Source organism: Klebsiella sp. CTHL.F3a (assembly GCF_019890895.1).
Lineage (GTDB): Bacteria > Pseudomonadota > Gammaproteobacteria > Enterobacterales > Enterobacteriaceae > Klebsiella > Klebsiella grimontii.
This window is the reverse complement of the sequence record NZ_CP082360.1, coordinates 1,436,275-1,456,575: the sequence shown is the minus strand read 5'-3', so window position 1 is coordinate 1,456,575 and position 20,301 is coordinate 1,436,275. Positions and strand designations below refer to the sequence as shown.

The 20,301-nt window shown below is 54.6% G+C and carries 21 protein-coding genes; 7 read left to right on the top strand and 14 right to left on the bottom strand.

The genetic code is table 11. The annotated features are described in order from the left end of the window. Positions 1-11: 11 nt before the first annotated feature. The 10 genes from recO to rseD all read right to left on the bottom strand — a co-directional run bounded on the left by recO (position 12) and on the right by rseD (position 8,557). Positions 12-749, bottom strand: a complete 738-nt coding sequence (gene recO, locus K7H21_RS07005; protein ID WP_004134893.1) for a DNA repair protein RecO — start codon at positions 747-749, stop codon at positions 12-14. Positions 750-947: 198 nt separating this feature from the next. Beyond that, the gene (gene era, locus K7H21_RS07000; RefSeq protein WP_004123681.1) at positions 948-1,853 is read right to left on the bottom strand and encodes a GTPase Era; all 906 of its coding nucleotides are present in this window, start codon (positions 1,851-1,853) and stop codon (positions 948-950) included. Next, on the bottom strand, positions 1,850-2,530 hold the full coding sequence (gene rnc / locus K7H21_RS06995) for a ribonuclease III (RefSeq protein WP_004104573.1): 681 nt from the start codon (positions 2,528-2,530) through the stop codon (positions 1,850-1,852). The genes era and rnc overlap by 4 nt, the downstream gene beginning before the upstream one ends. A gap of 224 nt (positions 2,531-2,754) precedes the next feature. Next, positions 2,755-3,729 carry a signal peptidase I gene (lepB, locus tag K7H21_RS06990; RefSeq protein ID WP_004123684.1) on the bottom strand — a complete coding sequence of 325 codons (975 nt, stop codon included), beginning with the start codon at positions 3,727-3,729 and terminating at the stop codon, positions 2,755-2,757. A gap of 14 nt (positions 3,730-3,743) precedes the next feature. Then, complete coding sequence (lepA, locus tag K7H21_RS06985; protein WP_004123687.1) at positions 3,744-5,543, bottom strand: translation elongation factor 4; 1,800 nt, start codon at positions 5,541-5,543, stop codon at positions 3,744-3,746. Between the two features lie 185 nt (positions 5,544-5,728). After that, entirely contained in the window at positions 5,729-6,208 is a 480-nt protein-coding gene (gene rseC, locus K7H21_RS06980) for a SoxR-reducing system protein RseC (RefSeq protein WP_004123689.1), read from the bottom strand. After that, positions 6,205-7,161 carry a sigma-E factor regulatory protein RseB gene (rseB, locus tag K7H21_RS06975; protein WP_004123691.1) on the bottom strand — a complete coding sequence of 319 codons (957 nt, stop codon included), beginning with the start codon at positions 7,159-7,161 and terminating at the stop codon, positions 6,205-6,207. The genes rseC and rseB overlap by 4 nt, the downstream gene beginning before the upstream one ends. Next, positions 7,161-7,811, bottom strand: coding sequence for an anti-sigma-E factor RseA (gene rseA / locus K7H21_RS06970; protein ID WP_004123700.1), 651 nt, complete (start codon positions 7,809-7,811; stop codon positions 7,161-7,163). The genes rseB and rseA overlap by 1 nt, the downstream gene beginning before the upstream one ends. 32 nt (positions 7,812-7,843) lie before the next feature. After that, complete coding sequence (gene rpoE, locus K7H21_RS06965; RefSeq protein WP_004104583.1) at positions 7,844-8,419, bottom strand: RNA polymerase sigma factor RpoE; 576 nt, start codon at positions 8,417-8,419, stop codon at positions 7,844-7,846. A gap of 39 nt (positions 8,420-8,458) precedes the next feature. Then, positions 8,459-8,557 carry a rpoE leader peptide RseD gene (gene rseD / locus K7H21_RS29325; RefSeq protein WP_157261965.1) on the bottom strand — a complete coding sequence of 33 codons (99 nt, stop codon included), beginning with the start codon at positions 8,555-8,557 and terminating at the stop codon, positions 8,459-8,461. A gap of 285 nt (positions 8,558-8,842) precedes the next feature. On the opposite strand from rseD, the gene nadB reads away from it, so the two are divergent. Next, a complete protein-coding gene (gene nadB / locus K7H21_RS06955; RefSeq protein ID WP_087828477.1) occupies positions 8,843-10,462 on the top strand; it encodes an L-aspartate oxidase in 1,620 nt (539 codons plus the stop codon). On the opposite strand, the gene trmN is transcribed toward nadB, so the two are convergent. Continuing rightward, on the bottom strand, positions 10,447-11,187 hold the full coding sequence (trmN, locus tag K7H21_RS06950) for a tRNA(1)(Val) (adenine(37)-N(6))-methyltransferase TrmN (RefSeq protein WP_004123705.1): 741 nt from the start codon (positions 11,185-11,187) through the stop codon (positions 10,447-10,449). The genes nadB and trmN overlap by 16 nt on opposite strands. A 132-nt stretch (positions 11,188-11,319) precedes the next feature. Here trmN and srmB point away from each other — a divergent pair, with 132 nt between their 5' ends. Next, complete coding sequence (gene srmB, locus K7H21_RS06945; RefSeq protein WP_004123707.1) at positions 11,320-12,645, top strand: ATP-dependent RNA helicase SrmB; 1,326 nt, start codon at positions 11,320-11,322, stop codon at positions 12,643-12,645. A gap of 116 nt (positions 12,646-12,761) precedes the next feature. Continuing rightward, complete coding sequence (locus tag K7H21_RS06940) at positions 12,762-13,481, top strand: GntR family transcriptional regulator (protein WP_004123709.1); 720 nt, start codon at positions 12,762-12,764, stop codon at positions 13,479-13,481. Here K7H21_RS06940 and K7H21_RS06935 read toward each other — a convergent pair whose 3' ends face one another. Beyond that, positions 13,482-14,672, bottom strand: coding sequence for an enolase C-terminal domain-like protein (locus K7H21_RS06935; RefSeq protein WP_032742187.1), 1,191 nt, complete (start codon positions 14,670-14,672; stop codon positions 13,482-13,484). It abuts the gene before it with no gap. 284 nt (positions 14,673-14,956) lie between these two features. Between K7H21_RS06935 and K7H21_RS06930 the strand changes: the two genes are divergently transcribed. Then, a complete protein-coding gene (locus tag K7H21_RS06930) occupies positions 14,957-16,321 on the top strand; it encodes a PTS transporter subunit EIIC (protein WP_142481720.1) in 1,365 nt (454 codons plus the stop codon). Between the two features lie 55 nt (positions 16,322-16,376). On the opposite strand, the gene grcA is transcribed toward K7H21_RS06930, so the two are convergent. Continuing rightward, positions 16,377-16,760, bottom strand: coding sequence for an autonomous glycyl radical cofactor GrcA (grcA, locus tag K7H21_RS06925; protein WP_004123715.1), 384 nt, complete (start codon positions 16,758-16,760; stop codon positions 16,377-16,379). Positions 16,761-17,071: 311 nt separating this feature from the next. Between grcA and ung the strand changes: the two genes are divergently transcribed. Next, entirely contained in the window at positions 17,072-17,761 is a 690-nt protein-coding gene (gene ung, locus K7H21_RS06920; protein WP_049113002.1) for a uracil-DNA glycosylase, read from the top strand. A gap of 55 nt (positions 17,762-17,816) precedes the next feature. Here the strand turns inward: ung and K7H21_RS06915 are convergent, their stop codons facing one another. After that, positions 17,817-18,890: a tRNA/rRNA methyltransferase gene (locus tag K7H21_RS06915; RefSeq protein ID WP_004123719.1), complete on the bottom strand. Its 1,074-nt coding sequence runs from the start codon at positions 18,888-18,890 to the stop codon at positions 17,817-17,819. Positions 18,891-19,093: 203 nt separating this feature from the next. On the opposite strand from K7H21_RS06915, the gene trxC reads away from it, so the two are divergent. Next, positions 19,094-19,519, top strand: a complete 426-nt coding sequence (gene trxC, locus K7H21_RS06910; RefSeq protein ID WP_004104599.1) for a thioredoxin TrxC — start codon at positions 19,094-19,096, stop codon at positions 19,517-19,519. Between the two features lie 69 nt (positions 19,520-19,588). Continuing rightward, on the top strand, positions 19,589-20,287 hold the full coding sequence (locus K7H21_RS06905) for a tRNA-uridine aminocarboxypropyltransferase (RefSeq protein WP_004123723.1): 699 nt from the start codon (positions 19,589-19,591) through the stop codon (positions 20,285-20,287). Positions 20,288-20,301 lie beyond the last annotated feature (14 nt).

The following is a 20,301-nucleotide window of genomic DNA, read 5'->3' as shown; positions in this document are numbered from 1 at the left end:
GACAATCCTCGTTAATCGTTATTTGTTTTATCGGCTCGCGCTGCCCGCGCGGGCAAAAACTGACGAAAAAGCTCGCGACTTTTTAGCGGCTTCCCGCCCAGATAGGGCTTCAGGGCGATACGTGTGAAACGTTTTGCCGCGCGCAGCGCATCGCTGTCCGGAAATTCACGGCTCGCCAACGCCTTAAGATGGTGCCCGGTAAAGGTGCTGTTATCAATAACCACGCTGGCGATAAAGCCTTTTTCTTCACGGTAGCGATAGGTCATCGCATCGTCAACCGCTTCTCCGCTGCCGGCGCAATGCAGGAAATCCACGCCATACCCCAGGTGCCCAAGCAGCGCCAGTTCAAAACGCCGTAGCGCCGGTTCCGGCGAGCCGCTTGCGCCAGCCAGAGACTGGATACAGTGTAGATAATCGAAAAAGAGTTCGGAGAAGCGCGTTTCATGCTCAAGCACGCGAGAGAGCAGTTCGTTGACGTAAAGGCCGCTGTAGAGCGTGATACCGCTGAGAGGGAGGGCCAGCGAGACGGCTTCCGCGCTGCGCAGCGTTTTGACTTCGCCGCGCCCGCCAAAGCGAAGCAGCAAGGGAGTAAAGGGCTGAAGCGCGCCTTTGAGGTTGGAACGTTTGGAACGTGCGCCTTTAGCCACAAGGCGCACGCGGCCGGATTCTTCCGTGAAGACGTCCAGCATCAGGCTGGTTTCGCTCCAGGGACGACTATGCAGTACGAAAGCGCGTTGCCAGCCTTCCATCATACTCGTCGTCTTTCAAGCCGCAGGTGCGCTGGCTGCGCCCACTCCCCCCAGTCACTTACTGAAGTAAGCTCCCGGGTACTCGCGGTCTTGCCGCGTGACTCAGCCTCCGGCCTCGCTCCTTCGGAGCCAGCGCAAGCGCTGTTCAAAACACTTTGTGTTTTGTCCTGCACCTCGAAAGCCATAGAGTATCCAAACTTAGAGATCGTCGCCGTAACCGAGACTGCGCAGCGCGCGTTCGTCATCAGCCCAGCCGGATTTCACTTTCACCCACAGTTCGAGGTGAACCGGCGCTTCAAACATATCCTGCATGTCTTTACGCGCTTCGATACCGATAGTTTTGATTTTGGCCCCTTTATTGCCAATCACCATCTTCTTCTGGCCTTCACGCTCAACCAGGATCAGACCGTTGATATCGTAACCGCCGCGTTCATTGGTCACAAAACGTTCGATTTCAACGGTGACGGAATAGGGCAGTTCAGCGCCGAGGAAACGCATCAGCTTTTCGCGAATGATCTCGGAAGCCATAAAGCGCTGAGAACGGTCGGTAATGTAATCTTCCGGGAAGTGATGAATCGCTTCCGGCAGATGCTTACGCACAATACCGGCGATAGTATCAACGTTCAGCCCGGTTTCCGCGGAAATCGGCACAATATCGAGAAAGTTCATCTGGCTGCCGAGGAACTGCAGATGCGGCAGTAGATCCCCTTTTTCCTGTACGTTATCGACTTTGTTGACCGCCAGAATCACCGGCGCTTTGCCGTCGCGCAGCTTGTTGAGCACCATCTCGTCGTCCGGCGTCCAGCGGGTACCTTCAACGACGAAAATAACCAGCTCAACGTCGCCAATGGAGCTGCTTGCCGCTTTGTTCATCAGGCGGTTTATCGCGCGTTTTTCTTCCATATGCAGACCCGGGGTATCGACGTAGATCGCCTGGTACGGGCCTTCAGTATGAATACCGACGATGCGGTGACGCGTCGTCTGTGCTTTTCGGGAAGTAATAGAGATCTTCTGCCCGAGCAACTTGTTCAGCAATGTGGATTTGCCCACGTTTGGACGACCAACGATGGCAATAAATCCGCAGTAGTTTTTTTCTTCGCTCATTCCAGCTCCAGCTTTTTCAGCGCCTGTTCGGCGGCAGCCTGCTCCGCCTTGCGACGGCTAGAACCCGTGCCAACCACCGGTTCACTCAGGCCGCTAACCTGGCAGTGGATAGTAAATTCCTGATCGTGCGCTTCACCGCGAACCTGTACCACCAGGTACGACGGCAGCGGCAGATGACGCCCCTGCAGATATTCCTGCAAGCGGGTCTTCGGATCCTTTTGCTTGTCACCAGGGCTGATTTCATCCAGACGACTCTGGTACCAGGAGAGAATAAGACGCTCAACGTTCTGAATATCGCTGTCGAGGAAAATCCCGCCGATTAGAGCTTCAACGGTGTCCGCCAGTATCGATTCACGGCGAAAGCCCCCGCTTTTCAATTCACCCGGCCCAAGACGCAGACATTCGCCTAATTCGAACTCACGGGCAATTTCTGCCAGCGTGTTGCCTCGCACCAGCGTCGCGCGCATGCGACTCATATCACCTTCGTCTACCCGAGGGAAACGATGATAGAGCGCGTTTGCGATCACAAAGCTCAATATTGAGTCACCTAAAAATTCCAGGCGCTCATTATGTTTGCTGCTGGCACTGCGATGAGTTAATGCCTGTTGCAACAGCTCCTGATGATGAAAAGTGTAGCCCAGCTTCCGTTGAAGCCGATTAATTACGATGGGGTTCATGCGTTACCAATAGATGAATGCGTCAAAAATGCAGCACACGAAACCGACCTGAGTAAAAACCAACGCGGTTTCGTGTGCTGTGTCAATCTTACGAGAGACAACCTAAAACTTCGGGGGGATATTCTATACGCAACGACAAGGGATGTCGTTAGTTTGAATAGATTTAAATCTTAAATAATTCACGCTGCCGTTATTGCGGCGGCAGCGTGAATAAGGCAGGAAAATTACTGGATACCGCCGATACGCGATAAACGCACACCGGTAGGCCATTCGCCTTCCTGTTTTTCGAAACTCATCCAGATTGCGGTCGCTTTACCCACCAGATTCGCCTCCGGCACAAAGCCCCAATAACGGCTGTCGGCGCTGTTATCGCGGTTGTCACCCATCATGAAATACTGGCCCGGCGGAACAATCCAGGTCGCCAGCGGCAAGCCGGACTGGTGGTAATACATCCCCACCTGATCCTGAGCAATCGGTACGGTCAGAATACGGTGCGTCACTTCGCCCAGCGTTTCTTTACGTTCGGTCAGGCGGATACCATCGGCTTTGGTTTCGCCTTTCGGCAGTTGCCAGAAACCACTGGTCGCTTCCCCGCCGTTGCTACGGGAGAAGGTCTGAACGAAATCGCTCGGCTCAACGTTGGAGTAAGTGACCGGCAGCGCGTTGCCGCAGGCCTGGCCAGAACTACAGCCCGGCTGGATAGTGACCTGTTTAGCAATGGGATCGTAGGTCACTTTATCGCCCGGCAAACCGACCGCGCGCTTGATATAATCCAGGCGCGGATCTTGCGGATATTTAAAGACCACAATATCGCCGCGTTTCGGATGCCCGGTTTCGATCAGCGTTTTCTGGTAAATCGGATCTTTAATGCCGTAGGCAAACTTCTCAACCAGAATAAAATCGCCGATCAGCAGCGTCGGCATCATCGACCCGGATGGGATCTGGAAGGGCTCATAAATAAATGAGCGAACCACCAGCACAATCGCCAGAACCGGGAATACCGAAGCGCCGGTTTCCAGCCAGCCCGGTTTCGGGCCAACTTTTTTCAGCGTTTTCTTGTCTAACTGGTCGCCGGTCGCCGCCTGGGCAGCAGCCTGACTTTCGCGACGTTTTGGCGCAAAGATAAACTTATCCAGGCACCACAACAGACCCGTCACCAAAGTCGCGATGACCAGGATCAGGGCAAACATGTTCGCCATGCCAACTCCTTAGGTTATTTGCCGTCTTTACCAACGTGCAGAATGGCGAGGAACGCTTCCTGCGGGAGCTCAACGTTGCCGACCTGCTTCATGCGTTTCTTACCGTCTTTCTGCTTCTGCAGCAGCTTTTTCTTACGGCTGACGTCGCCGCCATAGCATTTCGCGAGGACGTTTTTACGCAGCTGCTTCACGGTAGAACGGGCAATAATGTGGTTACCGATGGCAGCCTGGATAGCGATATCGAACTGCTGACGCGGGATCAGCTCTTTCATCTTCTCTACCAGTTCGCGGCCGCGGTACGGCGCATTGTCGTTGTGCGTGATCAGCGCCAGCGCATCCACGCGCTCGCCGTTAATCAACACATCTACACGCACCATGTTGGAAGCCTGGAAGCGCTTGAAGTTGTAATCCAGCGACGCATAGCCGCGGGAGGTGGACTTCAGACGGTCGAAGAAGTCGAGCACCACTTCCGCCATCGGAATTTCATAGGTCAGCGCCACCTGATTGCCGTGGTAGACCATGTTGGTCTGCACACCGCGTTTTTCGATACACAGGGTGATGACGTTGCCCAAAAACTCCTGCGGCAGCAGCATGTGACACTCAGCGATCGGCTCGCGCAGCTCCTGGATATTGTTCAGCGGCGGCAGCTTCGACGGGCTATCGACGTAGATAACCTCTTTCGAGGTGGTTTCGACTTCATAGACTACCGTCGGCGCCGTGGTGATCAGATCCAGGTCATATTCACGCTCCAGACGCTCCTGGATGATCTCCATATGCAGAAGACCGAGGAAGCCGCAGCGGAAACCGAAGCCCAGCGCGGTAGAACTCTCCGGCTCGTAGAATAGTGAAGCATCATTGAGGCTCAGTTTGCCCAGCGCGTCGCGGAAGTTCTCATAATCATCTGAGCTTACCGGGAACAGGCCAGCATACACCTGCGGTTTCACCTTTTTGAAGCCAGGTAGCGCTTTCTCTGCCGGGTTGCGCGCAAGCGTCAGCGTATCGCCGACCGGCGCGCCGAGGATGTCTTTAATGGCGCAAACCAGCCAGCCTACCTCGCCGCATTTCAGCTCGGTACGGTCAACCTGTTTCGGCGTGAAAATCCCCAGACGGTCGGCGTTATACACCTGCCCGGTGCTCATCACCTTAATTTTATCGCCTTTGCGCATAGTGCCGTTTTTGATACGCACCAGAGAAACGACGCCGAGGTAGTTATCAAACCAGGAGTCGATGATCAGCGCCTGCAGCGGCGCCTCCGGATCGCCTTCCGGCGGCGGAATATCGCGCACCAGGCGTTCCAGCACATCTGGGACGCCAACGCCGGTCTTCGCTGAACAGCGTACCGCATCGGTGGCATCAATACCGACAATGTCTTCAATCTCTTCCGCCACGCGTTCCGGATCGGCCGCGGGCAGGTCAATTTTGTTCAGGACCGGAACCACTTCCAGGTCCATTTCCATCGCCGTATAGCAGTTAGCTAGCGTCTGGGCTTCTACACCCTGGCCAGCATCAACCACCAGCAGAGCGCCTTCACAGGCGGCAAGCGAACGAGAAACTTCATAAGAGAAGTCGACGTGGCCGGGGGTGTCGATAAAGTTCAGCTGATAGGTTTCGCCATCGGCCGCTTTGTAATCCAGGGTGACGCTCTGCGCCTTGATAGTGATACCGCGCTCACGTTCAAGATCCATGGAGTCCAGAACCTGGGCTGCCATTTCACGATCGGAAAGGCCACCGCAAATCTGGATAATACGGTCAGACAACGTCGACTTACCGTGGTCGATGTGAGCGATGATTGAAAAGTTACGTATATTCTTCATATTTAGAGTTAATTATGCCTTACGCGAATCATGAGGCCGCTGTTCTGTGCCTGACGTTTTTTAATCCGAAAACGCCGCATTCTACACTACATCCACGAAACCAGGAAATGCTCTTACCGCTAGCATAACCGGAGTAAATGATGAGTTCTTGCGGGAGTTGTAAATAAAGATAAGGGCCAGTGAAATCACTGACCCAGTTGGGAGGAAGGCGTCTCGATGCGGACTAAATCTGGCGGCAAGCCGACGCTGATAATAACCGGCTGCCACGACTGCCGGGAGGCTAGACCCGGCGAAAGACCGCGTGCGACCAGAAACCCGCCCACGCCGCCCAGAATTGCCCCGCATAGCGAGGCAAAGTCGTTGGCAAACAGCACCTGGAATATCGATGCCATCACGAACAATCCGACTAACGGCGCCATATATACCAGTACTGCCGACCCAAGCAGACTACTCTCAGCAATGCCCAGTTCCACTTTTTGCCCGACCGACAGCGGCTGCTCGCAGGGAACGCTAATGGTATGGCTGGTTTGCGGCCCAAGCTTATTCAGCACCCGGCTTCCGCAGCCTGCGCGGGAAGCACAGCTGCTGCAGGAGGCTTTCACATCGCAATGAACCAGCGCAACGCCATTATCCCAGGAAACAACCGTCGCCCACTCTTTAATCATTGGACTGCCCTGAATTTAATACTGTCGGAAATACGCTTCGCCGTTTGCGGCGGTAGCTCGCCAACAATGGTTATCTCTGCATTATCACGCACGGTAGTCGCCACGGTACGACGCCCGGTACGCAGCAGCTGATCGCTGCTATTCGCGGTGGCGCGATTAATATTGATAGAGAAACTAAACAGCCCATCGGAATACAAACGGGACTCAACCGGACCATCGAAGGTGGGTAGACGACGCTGGCTGCTGGACACTTCGGCAACCCCCTGCGGCAGCCATGTTGGCGCCCAGTTGAAGTTGGCCTTATTGCCCCCCTCCGGCACCGACAGCTGCGGAGGCAGATTCGCTTTAGACAGGGTTTCCATGCTGGCGCTCACGTTATCCCCCACGTTGAACGAGACGACCCGGAACTGCTCAAGCGTTTCGCCGTCGCGGTCAAGCAGATCAACGCGCAGAGGCAGCTTAGTTTCAGCGTCTAACCATGCGATATAGCTATAGCGGGTGCCATCGCGAGCCACGACGCGCACGACATCGCATAAACGATCGGCAATACGCGTCCGCCCTACGGAAATGAAGTCGTAATAGGACGACAGACGTTTAAAGTCGGAATAGACCAACGATGGCAGCGAATCAACGATATAGTCGCCGTTCAGGGTAAAAGGATCGAGCCCGGGTTCAAAGTAGCTGATTTCCGTTCCGCGCAGCACTACTTCGCGACGAGGTCCGTCAAGCTGCAGGAGCTGAGCCAGGGTGCGATTATCCAGTTTAGCGTGTCGATACCGCAGCGACTCAACGCCCTGCTTGTTGATGCTGACGAAAGAGAGTTCGTAATTGAGGGACTGGCTGGCCAGGTTCATCTGCTGCAACAACGCCCCGGACGATGTATCAGCCGAGGCGTTGACGGAGAAGAACAGGCTGCCTGCCATGAGCGACATGGCACACCAAAGTTGCTTCATTACTGCGATTGCGTTCCTAAAGTTTGATAGCCCGGTACCTGAACGGCGGCTTGCTGAGTCTGGGCCTGACCAAACTGGAGCTGTTCCGCATGCAGGCGACGCTGCAATTCATAGTCCTGCAGCATAGCATTAATTCTGCGGCGCTGTTCCTGCACCTGAGCCTGCTGACCGCTACCCGCTGAAGCCTCAGCCGGTACGCCCAGGCTAACCGGGCTGGCCTTGCCCATCATCGGCATAGTGTTAAACACCGGCGCCTCCGGCTGCTGAGATGAATCAGAATGGCCATTATACTGCTGGACGCCGACAATCACAGCGAGGGATACGCACGCGGCAACGCCCATCTGGGTGAGCGAGCTGGCCCATGGGCGTACTTTTTGCCAGAAAGGCATCTGTCGCCACTGGTGCGGCGCGGGCTGAGATTCAGGAATAAGAGGAACCGTCTGACGAACGGGCTCGTTTTCAATGGCGGCCATGACGCGAGCTGAGATATCAAAATGGAGCACCTCACTCGTATCGCCTCGCAGCGTATCGCGGATGAGATGGTAGCTCTCCCAGGTTTTTTGCATTTCAGATGAACGCTCCAGCTCGTTGAGCAGTTCGTTATCCAGCGTTTCACCATCCATTAAGGCCGAAAGTTTTTCTTTCTGCATGCCTGATACCCTTTTCCAGTATTCCGCTATCGTCAACGCCTGATTAGCGGTTGAACTTTATTATCAATAGCTTCTCGCGCCCGGAAGATGCGCGAACGCACTGTGCCCACCGGACAATCCATGATGGCGGCTATTTCTTCATAGCTCATGCCATCCAGCTCCCGCAAGGTGATTGCCATGCGTAAATCTTCCGGGAGCGATTCAATGGTACGAAAAACTATTTGTCTCAGCTCTTCTGACAACATTAAGTTCTCAGGGTTCGAAATTTCTTTCAATGCCCCGCCACTTTCGAAGTTTTCAGCATCATTTGCGTCAACATCGCTGGATGGCGGACGGCGGCCCTGAGCAACCAGATAATTCTTCGCCGTGTTGACGGCGATGCGATATAACCAGGTGTAAAAAGCGCTATCCCCCCGGAAAGAATCCAGCGCACGCCATGCTTTGACGAACGATTCCTGAACAACGTCAGCGATATCGCCCGGCGGCACGTAGCGGGAGACCAGGCTTGCAACCTTATGCTGATAGCGCACCACCAGCAGGTTAAATGCTTTCTGATCTCCTTTCTGGACCCGTTCAACGAGGACCTGATCCGTTAACTGCTCGCTCATCCGAGGTAATGTCTCCCCAAACCCAATTCCCATGCGTATTCAAAAACACCACCCAATTACTGCATAAATGAGCAAGCAGAGGGTTGGAGTGTCTGAAAACAATAAAGTTCCGTTACGCCTTAGTTTTTCGTCCGGCACCGGCTGACGGATTGTTATCTCTCATTATATGTCCCGGTAGCTAAACGATATGTAAGATAATAAGAAAAAGCGCAAGACCCGCCAGAAGGGTAACGTAACCCGGCTTTTATTTCACTATAAAATCTGAAGCTAACGAGCCGCTTCGCAAAACCTTTTTTCGCTTCCCCGCCCGTATCATTAAGCCGTTATGTTTAGCCCTCACAACAATGAGTAAAAAAAATGTACGATTTCTCGCGGGCTGGTGCTATTGTTCGCTTATTGTGTTTAGTAAATTAAACAAAGGCTATGAAAACAACTTCCGATTCCTCCTGTGATGTGCTGATTATTGGCAGCGGCGCTGCCGGATTATCCCTTGCCTTACGCCTGGCGGAGCGCTGCACGGTTACGGTTCTCAGCAAAGGCCCTATCAGTGAAGGTTCTACTTTCTACGCGCAGGGCGGAATTGCCGCCGTGTTTGATGAAACCGACAGCGTAGAATCCCACATTGAGGATACGTTGATCGCCGGGGCAGGTCTTTGCGATCGCCATGCGGTGTCGTTTGTGGCGAGCAACGCCAAACCCTGCGTTCAGTGGCTGATCGATCAGGGCGTCTTGTTCGATACCCAGGTTCAGGCGAACGGCGAGGAGAGCTACCATCTGACCCGCGAGGGGGGGCACAGTCACCGCAGAATCCTTCATGCCGCCGATGCGACCGGTAAAGCCGTTGAAACCACCCTGGTGAGCCAGGCGCTGGCCCACCCCAACATCCGCGTGCTGGAGCGCAGCAACGCCGTTGACCTGATTATCTCCGATAAAATCGGTCTGCCCGGAACGCGCCGCGTGGTGGGCGCGTGGATCTGGAATCGTAATAAAGAAGCGGTTGAAACCTGTAGCGCAAAAGCCGTCGTGCTGGCAACCGGCGGCGCGGCGAAAGTTTACCAGTATACAACGAATCCTGACGTCTCTTCCGGCGATGGTATCGCGATGGCCTGGCGTGCCGGCTGTCGGGTCGCCAATCTCGAATTTAATCAGTTTCACCCTACCGCGCTGTACCATCCGCAAGCGCGCAACTTCCTGCTGACGGAAGCGCTGCGCGGCGAGGGCGCCCTATTGAAACGCCCGGACGGCACGCGGTTTATGCCGGACTTTGACGAACGCGGCGAGCTGGCCCCGCGCGATATCGTCGCCAGAGCCATCGATCATGAGATGAAGCGCCTGGGCGCTGACTGCATGTATCTTGATATCAGCCATAAACCCGCAGGATTTATTCGCCACCACTTCCCGATGATCTACGAGAAGCTACTGGGGCTGGGCATCGATCTGACCAAAGAGCCGGTGCCCGTCGTGCCTGCAGCGCACTACACCTGCGGCGGCGTCATGGTTGATGATAATGGGCGTACAGACGTGGATGGACTGTATGCCATCGGCGAAGTGAGCTATACCGGATTACACGGCGCGAACCGCATGGCATCAAACTCGCTGCTTGAGTGCCTTGTCTACGGATGGTCCGCCGCCGAGGATATTGTCAAGCGCATGCCTTTCGCGCAGGCGGTCAACGAACTGCCATCGTGGGACGAAAGTCAGGTCGAAATACCGGATGAACTGGTCGTGATTCAGCACAACTGGCATGAGCTGCGTTTGCTGATGTGGGATTATGTCGGCATCGTGCGCACCACCCGCCGCCTCGAGCGCGCCCTGCGCCGCATTAATATGCTGCAGCAGGAGCTGGACGAATACTACGCCCGCTTTCGCGTCTCCAATAATTTACTGGAGCTGCGTAACCTGGTGCAGGTTGCCGAGCTGATTGTGCGCTGCGCCATGCTACGTAAAGAGAGCCGAGGGCTGCACTATACACTCGACTATCCGGAACAGCTGCCGGATAGCGGGCCATCTGTGCTCTCGCCGCTGGCTTACATAAAAAGATAAAAATCCTGGGTCAAAGCGGTAAAACCTTCGGAATACTGCTGCTCCGGCCCACGGATAATCAATCTGTCGCTAAAGCACTCGTCTCCCGCCGTTGGAGAAAAAGCCAACAGAACCCGATGCGGCGGACGCATTTCCGTTTCCGCTACATCGGTACGTAGACGCAGATGCCAGCCCATATTCTGCGCCCGTTGCACAAAGGCGTTGCCAATGTCGACCGGAAGCACGACGCAGAAAAATCCCTCCTCCGTAATCAACTCGGCGGCGCAGGTTAATAATGTCGAATGATCGAGTGAGGAAGTATAACGAGCCTGCTCGCGCTGCGAGGTTGCGCAAGGTACGCCGTCGGCAAAAAAGGGAGGATTGCTGACAATCAGCTCATAGCGCCGGGTTTGCGGCGGCTGCCATTGCTGAATATCCGCCTGATGAATGTGCAGACGCCCGGCCCATGGAGAATCCTCAGCGTTTTCTTGCGCCTGCGCTGCCGCCTCTTCATCCAGCTCCACGGCATCAACGATCACCGTCTCCCCAGTTCGCTGCGCGAGCATCAGCGCTAACAGACCACTGCCGGCGCCGATATCCAGCACGCGTTTAACCTGAGCGATCGGCGCCCATGCGCCAAGTAAAATACCGTCGGTACCCACTTTCATCGCACAGCGATCGTGGGCGACAAAAAACTGCTTAAACGTAAAACCATTGCGCGGCAGCGCGAACTTCGACTGGGACATCCTCGATAACCTTGCGGGCAAAAAACTCCTGAGCTTAAGGCTATGCACAATACCGGAGAACAGATAGCCTTACAAACAGATGAACATTGCGTCCGTAACGTCTATAATCGGCGGTCCACTCAGAGGTAGATCATGACTGTAACGACTTTTTCCGAACTTGAACTCGACGAAAACCTGCTGGACGCCCTCCAGGATAAAGGTTTCACACGCCCGACAGCCATTCAGGCCGCCGCTATTCCGCCTGCGCTTGATGGCCGTGATATTCTCGGTTCAGCCCCGACCGGCACCGGTAAAACGGCGGCGTATCTCCTGCCAGCGTTGCAGCATCTGCTCGATTTTCCGCGCAAGAAGTCTGGTCCGCCGCGTATCCTTATCCTGACCCCTACTCGCGAACTGGCGATGCAGGTTGCCGACCATGCGCGTGAACTGGCAAAACACACTCATCTGGATATCGCCACGATCACCGGCGGTGTCGCCTATATGAACCATGCCGAAGTGTTCAGCGAGAACCAGGATATCGTGGTCGCCACCACCGGTCGCCTGCTGCAATATATTAAAGAAGAAAACTTTGATTGCCGCGCCGTTGAAACGCTGATCCTTGATGAAGCTGACCGCATGCTGGACATGGGCTTCGCGCAGGATATCGAACATATCGCCGGCGAAACCCGCTGGCGTAAGCAGACCATGCTGTTCTCCGCAACCCTCGAAGGCGACGCCATTAAAGATTTTGCCGAGCGTCTGCTGGAAGAGCCGGCGGAAGTTTCGGCGACGCCTTCCACTCGCGAACGTAAAAAGATCCATCAGTGGTATTACCGCGCGGATGACATCAAGCATAAAACCGCCCTCCTCGTGCATCTTCTGAAGCAGCCGGAAGCGACGCGTTCTATCGTCTTCGTACGTAAGCGCGAGCGCGTGCATGAACTGGCAGGCTGGCTGCGTGAAGCGGGTATCAACACCTGCTGGCTGGAAGGCGAGATGGTGCAGGCGAAACGTAATGAAGCGATCAGCCGTCTCACCGATGGCCGTATTAATGTATTAATCGCTACCGACGTTGCCGCCCGCGGTATTGATATTGCGGATGTGAGTCACGTTTTCAATTTCGATTTGCCGCGCACGGCGGATATCTACCTGCACCGTATCGGTCGTACCGGGCGCGCGGGTAAAAAAGGAACCGCCATTTCTCTGGTTGAAGCCCACGACCATCTGCTGCTGGGTAAAATTGGTCGCTATATTGAAGAGCCGTTAAAAGCCCGCGTCATCGATGAACTGCGCCCGACCACTCGCGCCCCCAGCGAGAAGCAAACCGGTAAACCTTCCAAGAAGGTTTTAGCCAAGCGTGCAGAGAAAAAAGAGAAAGAAAAAGAGAAACCGCGCGTGAAAAAACGCCATCGCGATGCTAAAAATGTCGGCAAGCGTCGTAAGCCGAGCGGCAGCGATACGCCGCAGCAGTCGAGCTAAGAGTAAAAGAGCGCCGGGATATTCCGGCGTTTTTGCATTTACGCCTGCGGAAACAGTGCCGCGGGGGGTGGTATCGGGCGCGCTCCTTTGGGCCGGTGAGTCAGGAAGTCATCATTATGAAAAAAAAAGATTTCGTCACCCAGGATCTACTCAGCAAAATCTACCAGCACAATGACCCCGGCCCCCGCAAGCTCCCGCCTGAACGTCGGCTGGCGGAGGAGTATGGCGTCTCGCGGTTTACTATCCGCCAGGCGCTGGAAAAACTCGCCGACATCGGCGTCATACGCATCGTGCAGGGCTCGGGGATCTGGATAAACGAGCGGATGAGCAACAATCCGCTGGTCTATAACTCCATCACCGAAAAGCGCTTCGATCGGATGTGCTATCGGACAATCAGCCTGCATAAAAAGCGCCCCGACCGCGAGGAGCAGCAGATTTTCGGTATTACGGATGAGGATTTTATCTGGCAATTTTGCCGCCTGCGCTTCGTCGATAACGTGGCGCTGCAGATTGAGATATCGCGTATGCCGGCCGCCGCCTTTGCCGATCTTAGCCGGGAGGTTATTGAGAAATCCCTGCAGCAGTATGTGCTGGCCAAGGGCTATCAAATTTCACATTTACTCACCACCTATCAGGCGGTGAGCGTCAGCCGGGAGCAGGCTGCCCTGCTGGGTTGCAAAAAGGGTATCCCGGCCATGCATATTAACAATCGGGGGATTCTCAACGGCGGGCAGGTGTATGAAATCAGCGATATCATCGATATCAACTACTCCTGTACCTACGTTATACCGCATAACCGCGACAACTTAATCTTCCGCCAGGCGCCCTCGGACTAGCTATGGCGTATGGATCGTGCCGTCAGGCAGGCGGCTCTGCGTCCATTCATGCGGACGATAGACCACCGGATATGCCTGCGCCATCTGCTGATTAAAGCCGACGCCAATCCCCGCCGCCTTAGGGGGATAGATAAACCCGTTTTTGACAACCGGCGCGCCGGGGAATACCGTATCGGTCGCGCCAGAACGCGGTATAAACTCCTGGATTGCGGCATTGCTGAGGTAGATATTCAGGTGGGTATTGACCGCAACCCCAATAGGCGTCATATCGCCTGGCCCGTGCCACGCCACGCGCACGCCGAAGGCCTGACAGAGAACCGCCAGCTTCAGGGCTGGCGTAATCCCGCCAATCTGGGAAACGTGGCAGCGAATAAAATCGATCTGTCGCTTAACAATCAGGTCATGCCATTCAGCCGGATTATTAAACAGCTCCCCCATTGCGAGCGGGATCGCGCTTTGCTGGCGGATCTGCGCCAGCCATGCGCTCTGCTGCGGCGCTAAAATATCCTCAATAAACCACGGCTGATAGGGCTCGAGCTGCTTCGCCAACTGCAGCGCCTGCTGCGGGAAGAGCCTTTCGTGGACGTCATGGAGGATATGGAAACGGTGTCCGTAGCGCGCTCGCAGCAGCCGGAACATCTCTACCGTATTCCTGATGTACTCATCCTGATCGTAATAAGCTCCCGGCGTCGGGTTTTCCGGCGTGTGCATCTCCTGCGCCGTTCCGCCGTAAAAACCGAGCTGGCAGCGGATATGGCGATAGCCCTCTTCCAGCAGACGTTCAACGGCGATAAACAGCGCTTCCGGCGTCTCGCCGCTGGCATGGGTATACGCCGGAATAGCGTCACGTGATTTACCACCAAAGAGCTGATACAGCGGCATTCCCGCCAACTGGGCTTTGATATCCCATAGCGCCATATCAACGCCGGCGATCGCGTTATTCATTACCGGCCCGTTTCGCCAGTAGGCGTTGACGTTCATCATCTGCCAGAGGTCTTCGATATTGTTGGCATCACGACCAAGCAGCAGCGGCTGAAGATATTCATCAACCATCGTTTTGACCGCCAGCGGACGCTGTTGGAAAGTCGCGCAGCCGTGGCCCACGGTGCCTTTGTCGGTGGTAACGCGTACCGTGACCAGGTTATGACGATCGGGGCGGGTGATAAAACACTCAATATCAGTAATTAGCATAGCGTTCACGGCAAGGCTCCCTGCGGCAAAATAATAAAAGATGATGCCAATTATCTTCGCCCTATTTATTAGACAAGGTAAACCTTTTTATTTAATAAAATTTTGGTCCGAAAAACGAATTTAATTTCATTAAAAACCGTACCAATTTAGACATAAACCGCCAACAACCACCATAACCAATGCAATTTGTGACTGAAATCATATTTTATTGGTTTGTTTTTATAGTTTGGCTTATTTACCATTTCACGACGCAAGCAGCACCACACATTAATCCAGGAGCCGGTATGGAGATGCAAGATGCAATCAGCAGAATTATTTTTCTGATTGGCGGAAAAGAAAATATTAATAACGTCTGGCACTGTATGACCCGATTACGCTTTGATTTAATTGATGATAACAAAGTAGAAAAAGAAGAGATTAAGAAACTACCCGGCGTGCTCGGCGCGCAGCTGCAGAGCGATCAGTTCCAAATCATCATCGGGCCGAAAGTCAGTAGCTGGTATGAACGCCTGCTCGCGGTATTAGGTCCCGTCGGCGAAGAGGCTGCGGAAAAACCCCACCAGCGTAAGGGGCTGGTATCGCTGTTTATGGATACCGTATCGGGCGTTTTTGGCCCGATCGTGCCGGCCATTGCCGGAGCCGGGATGATAAAAGGCCTGCTGGCCGGACTGATCGCGCTGAAAGCGGTACCGCAAAATAGCGATACCGTGATGATAATCGACCTTATCGCCAGCGGCGTATTCTATTTCCTGCCCTTTTTCCTTGCCGTCTCGGCGGCAAAGATTTTTAAGACCAACGAGTATCTGGCCGTCGCCGTTGCCGCCTGCCTGATGTACCCGACGCTGATTGACGCCGCGAAGGCGCTGGCGGCCCATCATGATGGAGCGGTTTCCGCGCTGTGGCTTCTAAACGCCGTCCCGATCCCCGTATTCAACTACGCCTCCAGCGTAATCCCGGTTATTTTCTCCGTGCTGGCGCTGAAATATATCTATGCCTGGGTCGATCGCATTATGCCCGAGGTGCTGAAAACCGTTTTCACGCCGACGCTGGCGCTGTTTATCGGCGCGCTGGCGGCGCTGGTGATTATTGGTCCGGTTGGCATTTGGCTTGGCAAAGCGCTGGCGTGGTTTATTGAAGGTCTGTTCGGCATCTCCGCGAGTTTTGCCGGACTGGTGGTGGGTGCTATTCGCCCGGTCGCGATCCTGACCGGAATGCATCACGCCATGACGCCCATTGCCCTGCAAAACTTCAGCGATCGCGGTTACGACATGCTGATGCCGATGATGTTTATGGCCAACATGTCGATAGCGGGCGCGACCTTTGCTATCTGGCGCGTGAGTAAAAACCGCCAGCAGCGCACGGTTACGCTGTCTGCGGCAATTTCCGCGCTGCTAGGGATCACCGAGCCCGCGCTGTTTGGCGTCTTAACGCGCTATAAAAAAGCGTTCGTCGCGGCCACTGTTGCCAGCTCGCTGGCCTCAGCCTTTATCGCTTTCTTCGGCGTACGACTGTATGGCTACATTCTGTCGAGCATTTTTAGCCTGCCGGCTTACATCGGCCCCTACTTTATCTTTGCGCTGTCGGGCGTGGCGATCGCCATCGTATTGTCGTTCACCCTCACCACGCTGTTGGTAAGGCAGGAGCGCTAGCCTGAGATAATAAAAAAACCCCCGGCTCGATTGAACCGGGGGTTTTTGCTAACGCTTACAGACTTTCAGTGAAAGTACGTGCAATAACGTCGCGCTGCTGTTCCGGAGTCAGAGAGTTAAAGCGTACCGCATAGCCAGACACGCGAATGGTCAGCTGCGGGTATTTTTCCGGATTTTCAACCGCGTCCAGCAGAGTTTCGCGACGCAGCACGTTAACATTCAGATGCTGACCGCCTTCAACGCGGACTTCAGGCTTCACGTCTACCGGAATTTCACGGTATTCGATCTCGCCCAGATTGCTCACAGCAACCACATCATCTTCAGCAAAACCGGCCTTTGCGCACAGGCAGCGGGCTTCGCCTTTTTCGCTATCCAGCAACCAGAAAGAGTTCAGCAGGTCGTCGTTTGCAGCTTTAGTAATTTGGATACCAGTAATCATTTTTTGCCTCCCAGGCAGGGTTTGTTCGATTATTGGCCTTCGCGGCCAATTGGTAAAACCATTGTTCTATGAGTGTATATATATCAGCCGGGCACCCGGCATTCTTTGATTTAAATCAACAAAAACCACATCACAAAAGTGGTCATAGGTGGATATTATTGTTTTACATCAAGTTACGCCGTGCCAAACACCAAATAAATTTGTAAATTTTCAATTTTTTTTGCATGGGGAACGCCAATCGCGCGGAGCAAATTTTGTGATGTTGAAAGATGCAGTTAAGCTATGTCGATGACACTTTGCAGGAGAGCAAAATGACCACCTCATTAACCTGGCATGACGTGCTGGCAGAAGAGAAGCAGCAACCCTATTTTGTTAATACCCTTAAAATCGTAGCTGAAGAACGCCAGTCGGGAGTCACTATCTATCCCCCGCAAAAAGATGTCTTTAACGCGTTTCGTTATACCGAGCTAAGCGACGTCAAAGTGGTGATTCTCGGCCAGGATCCCTATCATGGACCCGGACAGGCGCACGGACTGGCCTTCTCGGTTCTGCCAGGTATTCAGATACCGCCGTCGCTGCTGAATATGTACAAGGAGCTGGAAGGGACAATACCGGGCTTTCAGCGCCCGACTCACGGCTATCTCGAAAGCTGGGCACGTCAGGGAGTTTTGCTGCTCAATACCGTATTAACGGTTCGTGCCGGGCAAGCGCACTCGCACGCTAGCCTCGGATGGGAAACCTTTACCGATAAAGTGATTTCATTGATTAACCAGCATCGGGAAGGCGTGGTATTTCTGCTATGGGGTTCGCATGCGCAGAAGAAAGGCGCGATAATCGATCGCCAACGCCACTGCGTGCTCAAAGCCCCGCACCCGTCGCCGCTCTCCGCCCACCGGGGGTTCTTTGGCAGTAATCATTTCGTGCAGGCGAATCAGTGGCTGGCCGAACGCGGCGAAGCGCCGATTGACTGGGTCCCCAGGCTGCCGGCTGAAAGCGAATAGCTCTGAAAATGAAAATGCCAGCATCACGCTGGCATTTTGACTCTGAAACAAGGTGTTACGCCTTGTTTTGACGCCACCATTCAGCCAGCAACACGCCGGTTGCTACGGACACGTTCAGGCTTTCAACGTTGCCGGTGCCTTCAATCGCGATGTTCAGATCGGCGCTGGAAATAGCGGCGTCGGAAAGACCGTCACTCTCCTGGCCTAACACCAGTACCATTTTCTTCGGCAGCTCAGCTTTAAACAGCGGAGTCCCGTTATGGCTGGAAGTAGAAACAATCGCGTAGCCCGCTTTACGGAAGCGCTCAAGCGTGTCGATAAAGCTGTCGCCCGTAATCGGTTCAACGTGCTCCGCGCCGCCTTCCGCAGTACGAATCGCGGCGCCGGACTCCATAACGCCGGCATCCTGCACAATCACGCCCTTGACGCCAAAGTGCGCGCAGCTGCGCATAATCGCGCCGAGGTTATGCGGGTTACCGACATCTTCCAGCGCCAGGACACAATCTTCAGCGTCGGCTTTAGCTACCCACTGCTCAACGGAAGTGCCATGGCGCTTTTTAATCAGGAAGCAAACCCCGCCATGGTGTTCAGTGCCGGACGCTTTCGCCAGCTCTGCTTCATCGACCACGTGATAGGCTTTACGATTCGCCGCCATCCAGCGCAGAGCTTCTTTGAAGCGCGGGGTCACGCTCTGAATAAACCAGGCGCGAACGATAGCGTCCGGACGGCTCTGGAAGAGCGCCTGGCAAGCGTTTTCACCATAGACGCGGGTTTCTTCCGCGCGCTGGCGACGCAACACTTCAGGATCGATAAAGCTTTTTCCGCTGATCCCGCCGTGATCCGCTTTCACCGGCGCCTCATCACCCGGCGCGCGGGATACGGTACGCCACGGAGAGGAACCCTCACCGCCAAAGCCTTCACGCTTGCGATCGTCACGTTTCCGATCGCCACCGCGGCTCTCTTTTTCATCGCGCGCAGGGCGGTTACGACCGTCAACACGAGACTTTCCTGGACGTCCCCCGCCCTTCCCGGTACGCGGGTTATGGGTACGTCGGTCAGAATCATCATCACTGCGGACATACATCACTTTGACCTTGCCGCTTTTATTTTTCAGTTCGTCGTCGCTCATTCATTTTCTCCACCTGCGCTGCGCGAAGCGCGCAGATTACCCGATGTGTCACCAGTTAGCCATTATTTCATTTAAAAGCCTGAGTCTATCGTATTCATTGAATAAAACTCATTGTCCTTTATTAGCTGTGCATCGATAATATGTAACATTACAGAAACAAATCGGCCACGTGCCGCGCTGCAACCCATAACCAGAGGTTAGTTATGAATACCGTTTGTGCCAGTTGTCAGGCTCTGAACCGCATCCCCGACGATCGTAGCGCCGATGGCGCGAAATGCGGGCGCTGCGGTCACGATCTTTTTGATGGCGATGTGATCAACGCGACCGGGGCAACGCTGGATAAACTGCTGAAGGACGATCTGCCCGTTGTTGTTGATTTCTGGGCGCCTTGGTGCGGCCCCTGCCGTAACTTTGCGCCAATCTTTGAAGACGTGGCTGAAGAACGCAGCGGCGAAATGCGTTTCGTGAAAGTGAATACCGAAATGGAACGCGAACTGAGCGCTCGCTTCCGCATTCGCAGCATCCCGACCATTATGATGTTTAAAAATGGCGAAGTTATCGACATGCTCAATGGCGCCGTCCCCAAAGCGCCTTTCGATAGCTGGCTAAACGAAGCAGGCCAGCAGTAAACCTCACGGGGCACGACTTGTGCCCCGTTTTCTCCTCTGCGACAATGGCGTTTTTTCTTAGCGATCATCATGACTGATAACGCCGTCCTCCGCCTTCGAGCCGAACGCCTCGCGCGCGCCACCCGGCCTTTTCTTGCTCGCGGCAACCGTATCCACCGCTGCCAGCGCTGCTTGCTGCCGTTGAAACAGTGCCTCTGCGCCACCCTCAACCCGGTTGCTGCTACCAGCCGTTTTTGCCTGGTGATGTTCGATACCGAGCCAATGAAGCCCAGCAATACTGGACGCCTGATTGCCGATACCCTGCCGGATACCGAAGCCTTTCAGTGGTCACGAACCGAACCGCCGCAGGCGCTGCTGGATTTAGTCGCCGACCCGCAATATCAGCCGATGGTGGTTTTTCCTGCGTCTTATGCCGACGCAGAGCGTCAGGTTCTTGATTCCCCGCTCCCGGGTAAACCACCGCTGTTTATCATGCTCGACGGCACCTGGCCCGAAGCGCGAAAAATGTTCCGCAAAAGCCCCTGGCTTGACGCGCTGCCGATGATTTCCGTCGATTTGTCGCGCATCTCCGCTTATCACCTGCGGGAAGCGCACGCAGAGGGTCAATACTGTACCGCCGAAGTCGCGATTGCGCTGTTGGATCTGGCGGGGGATAAAACCGCGGCCGCGGCTCTTGGCAATCACTTCAGCCTATTCAGAACGCGCTACCTGGCAGGAAAAACCCAGCATAAGGGCAGTATCACAGCACAACTGAGAGAAAACGTTTAAAATCATTCGGTCAC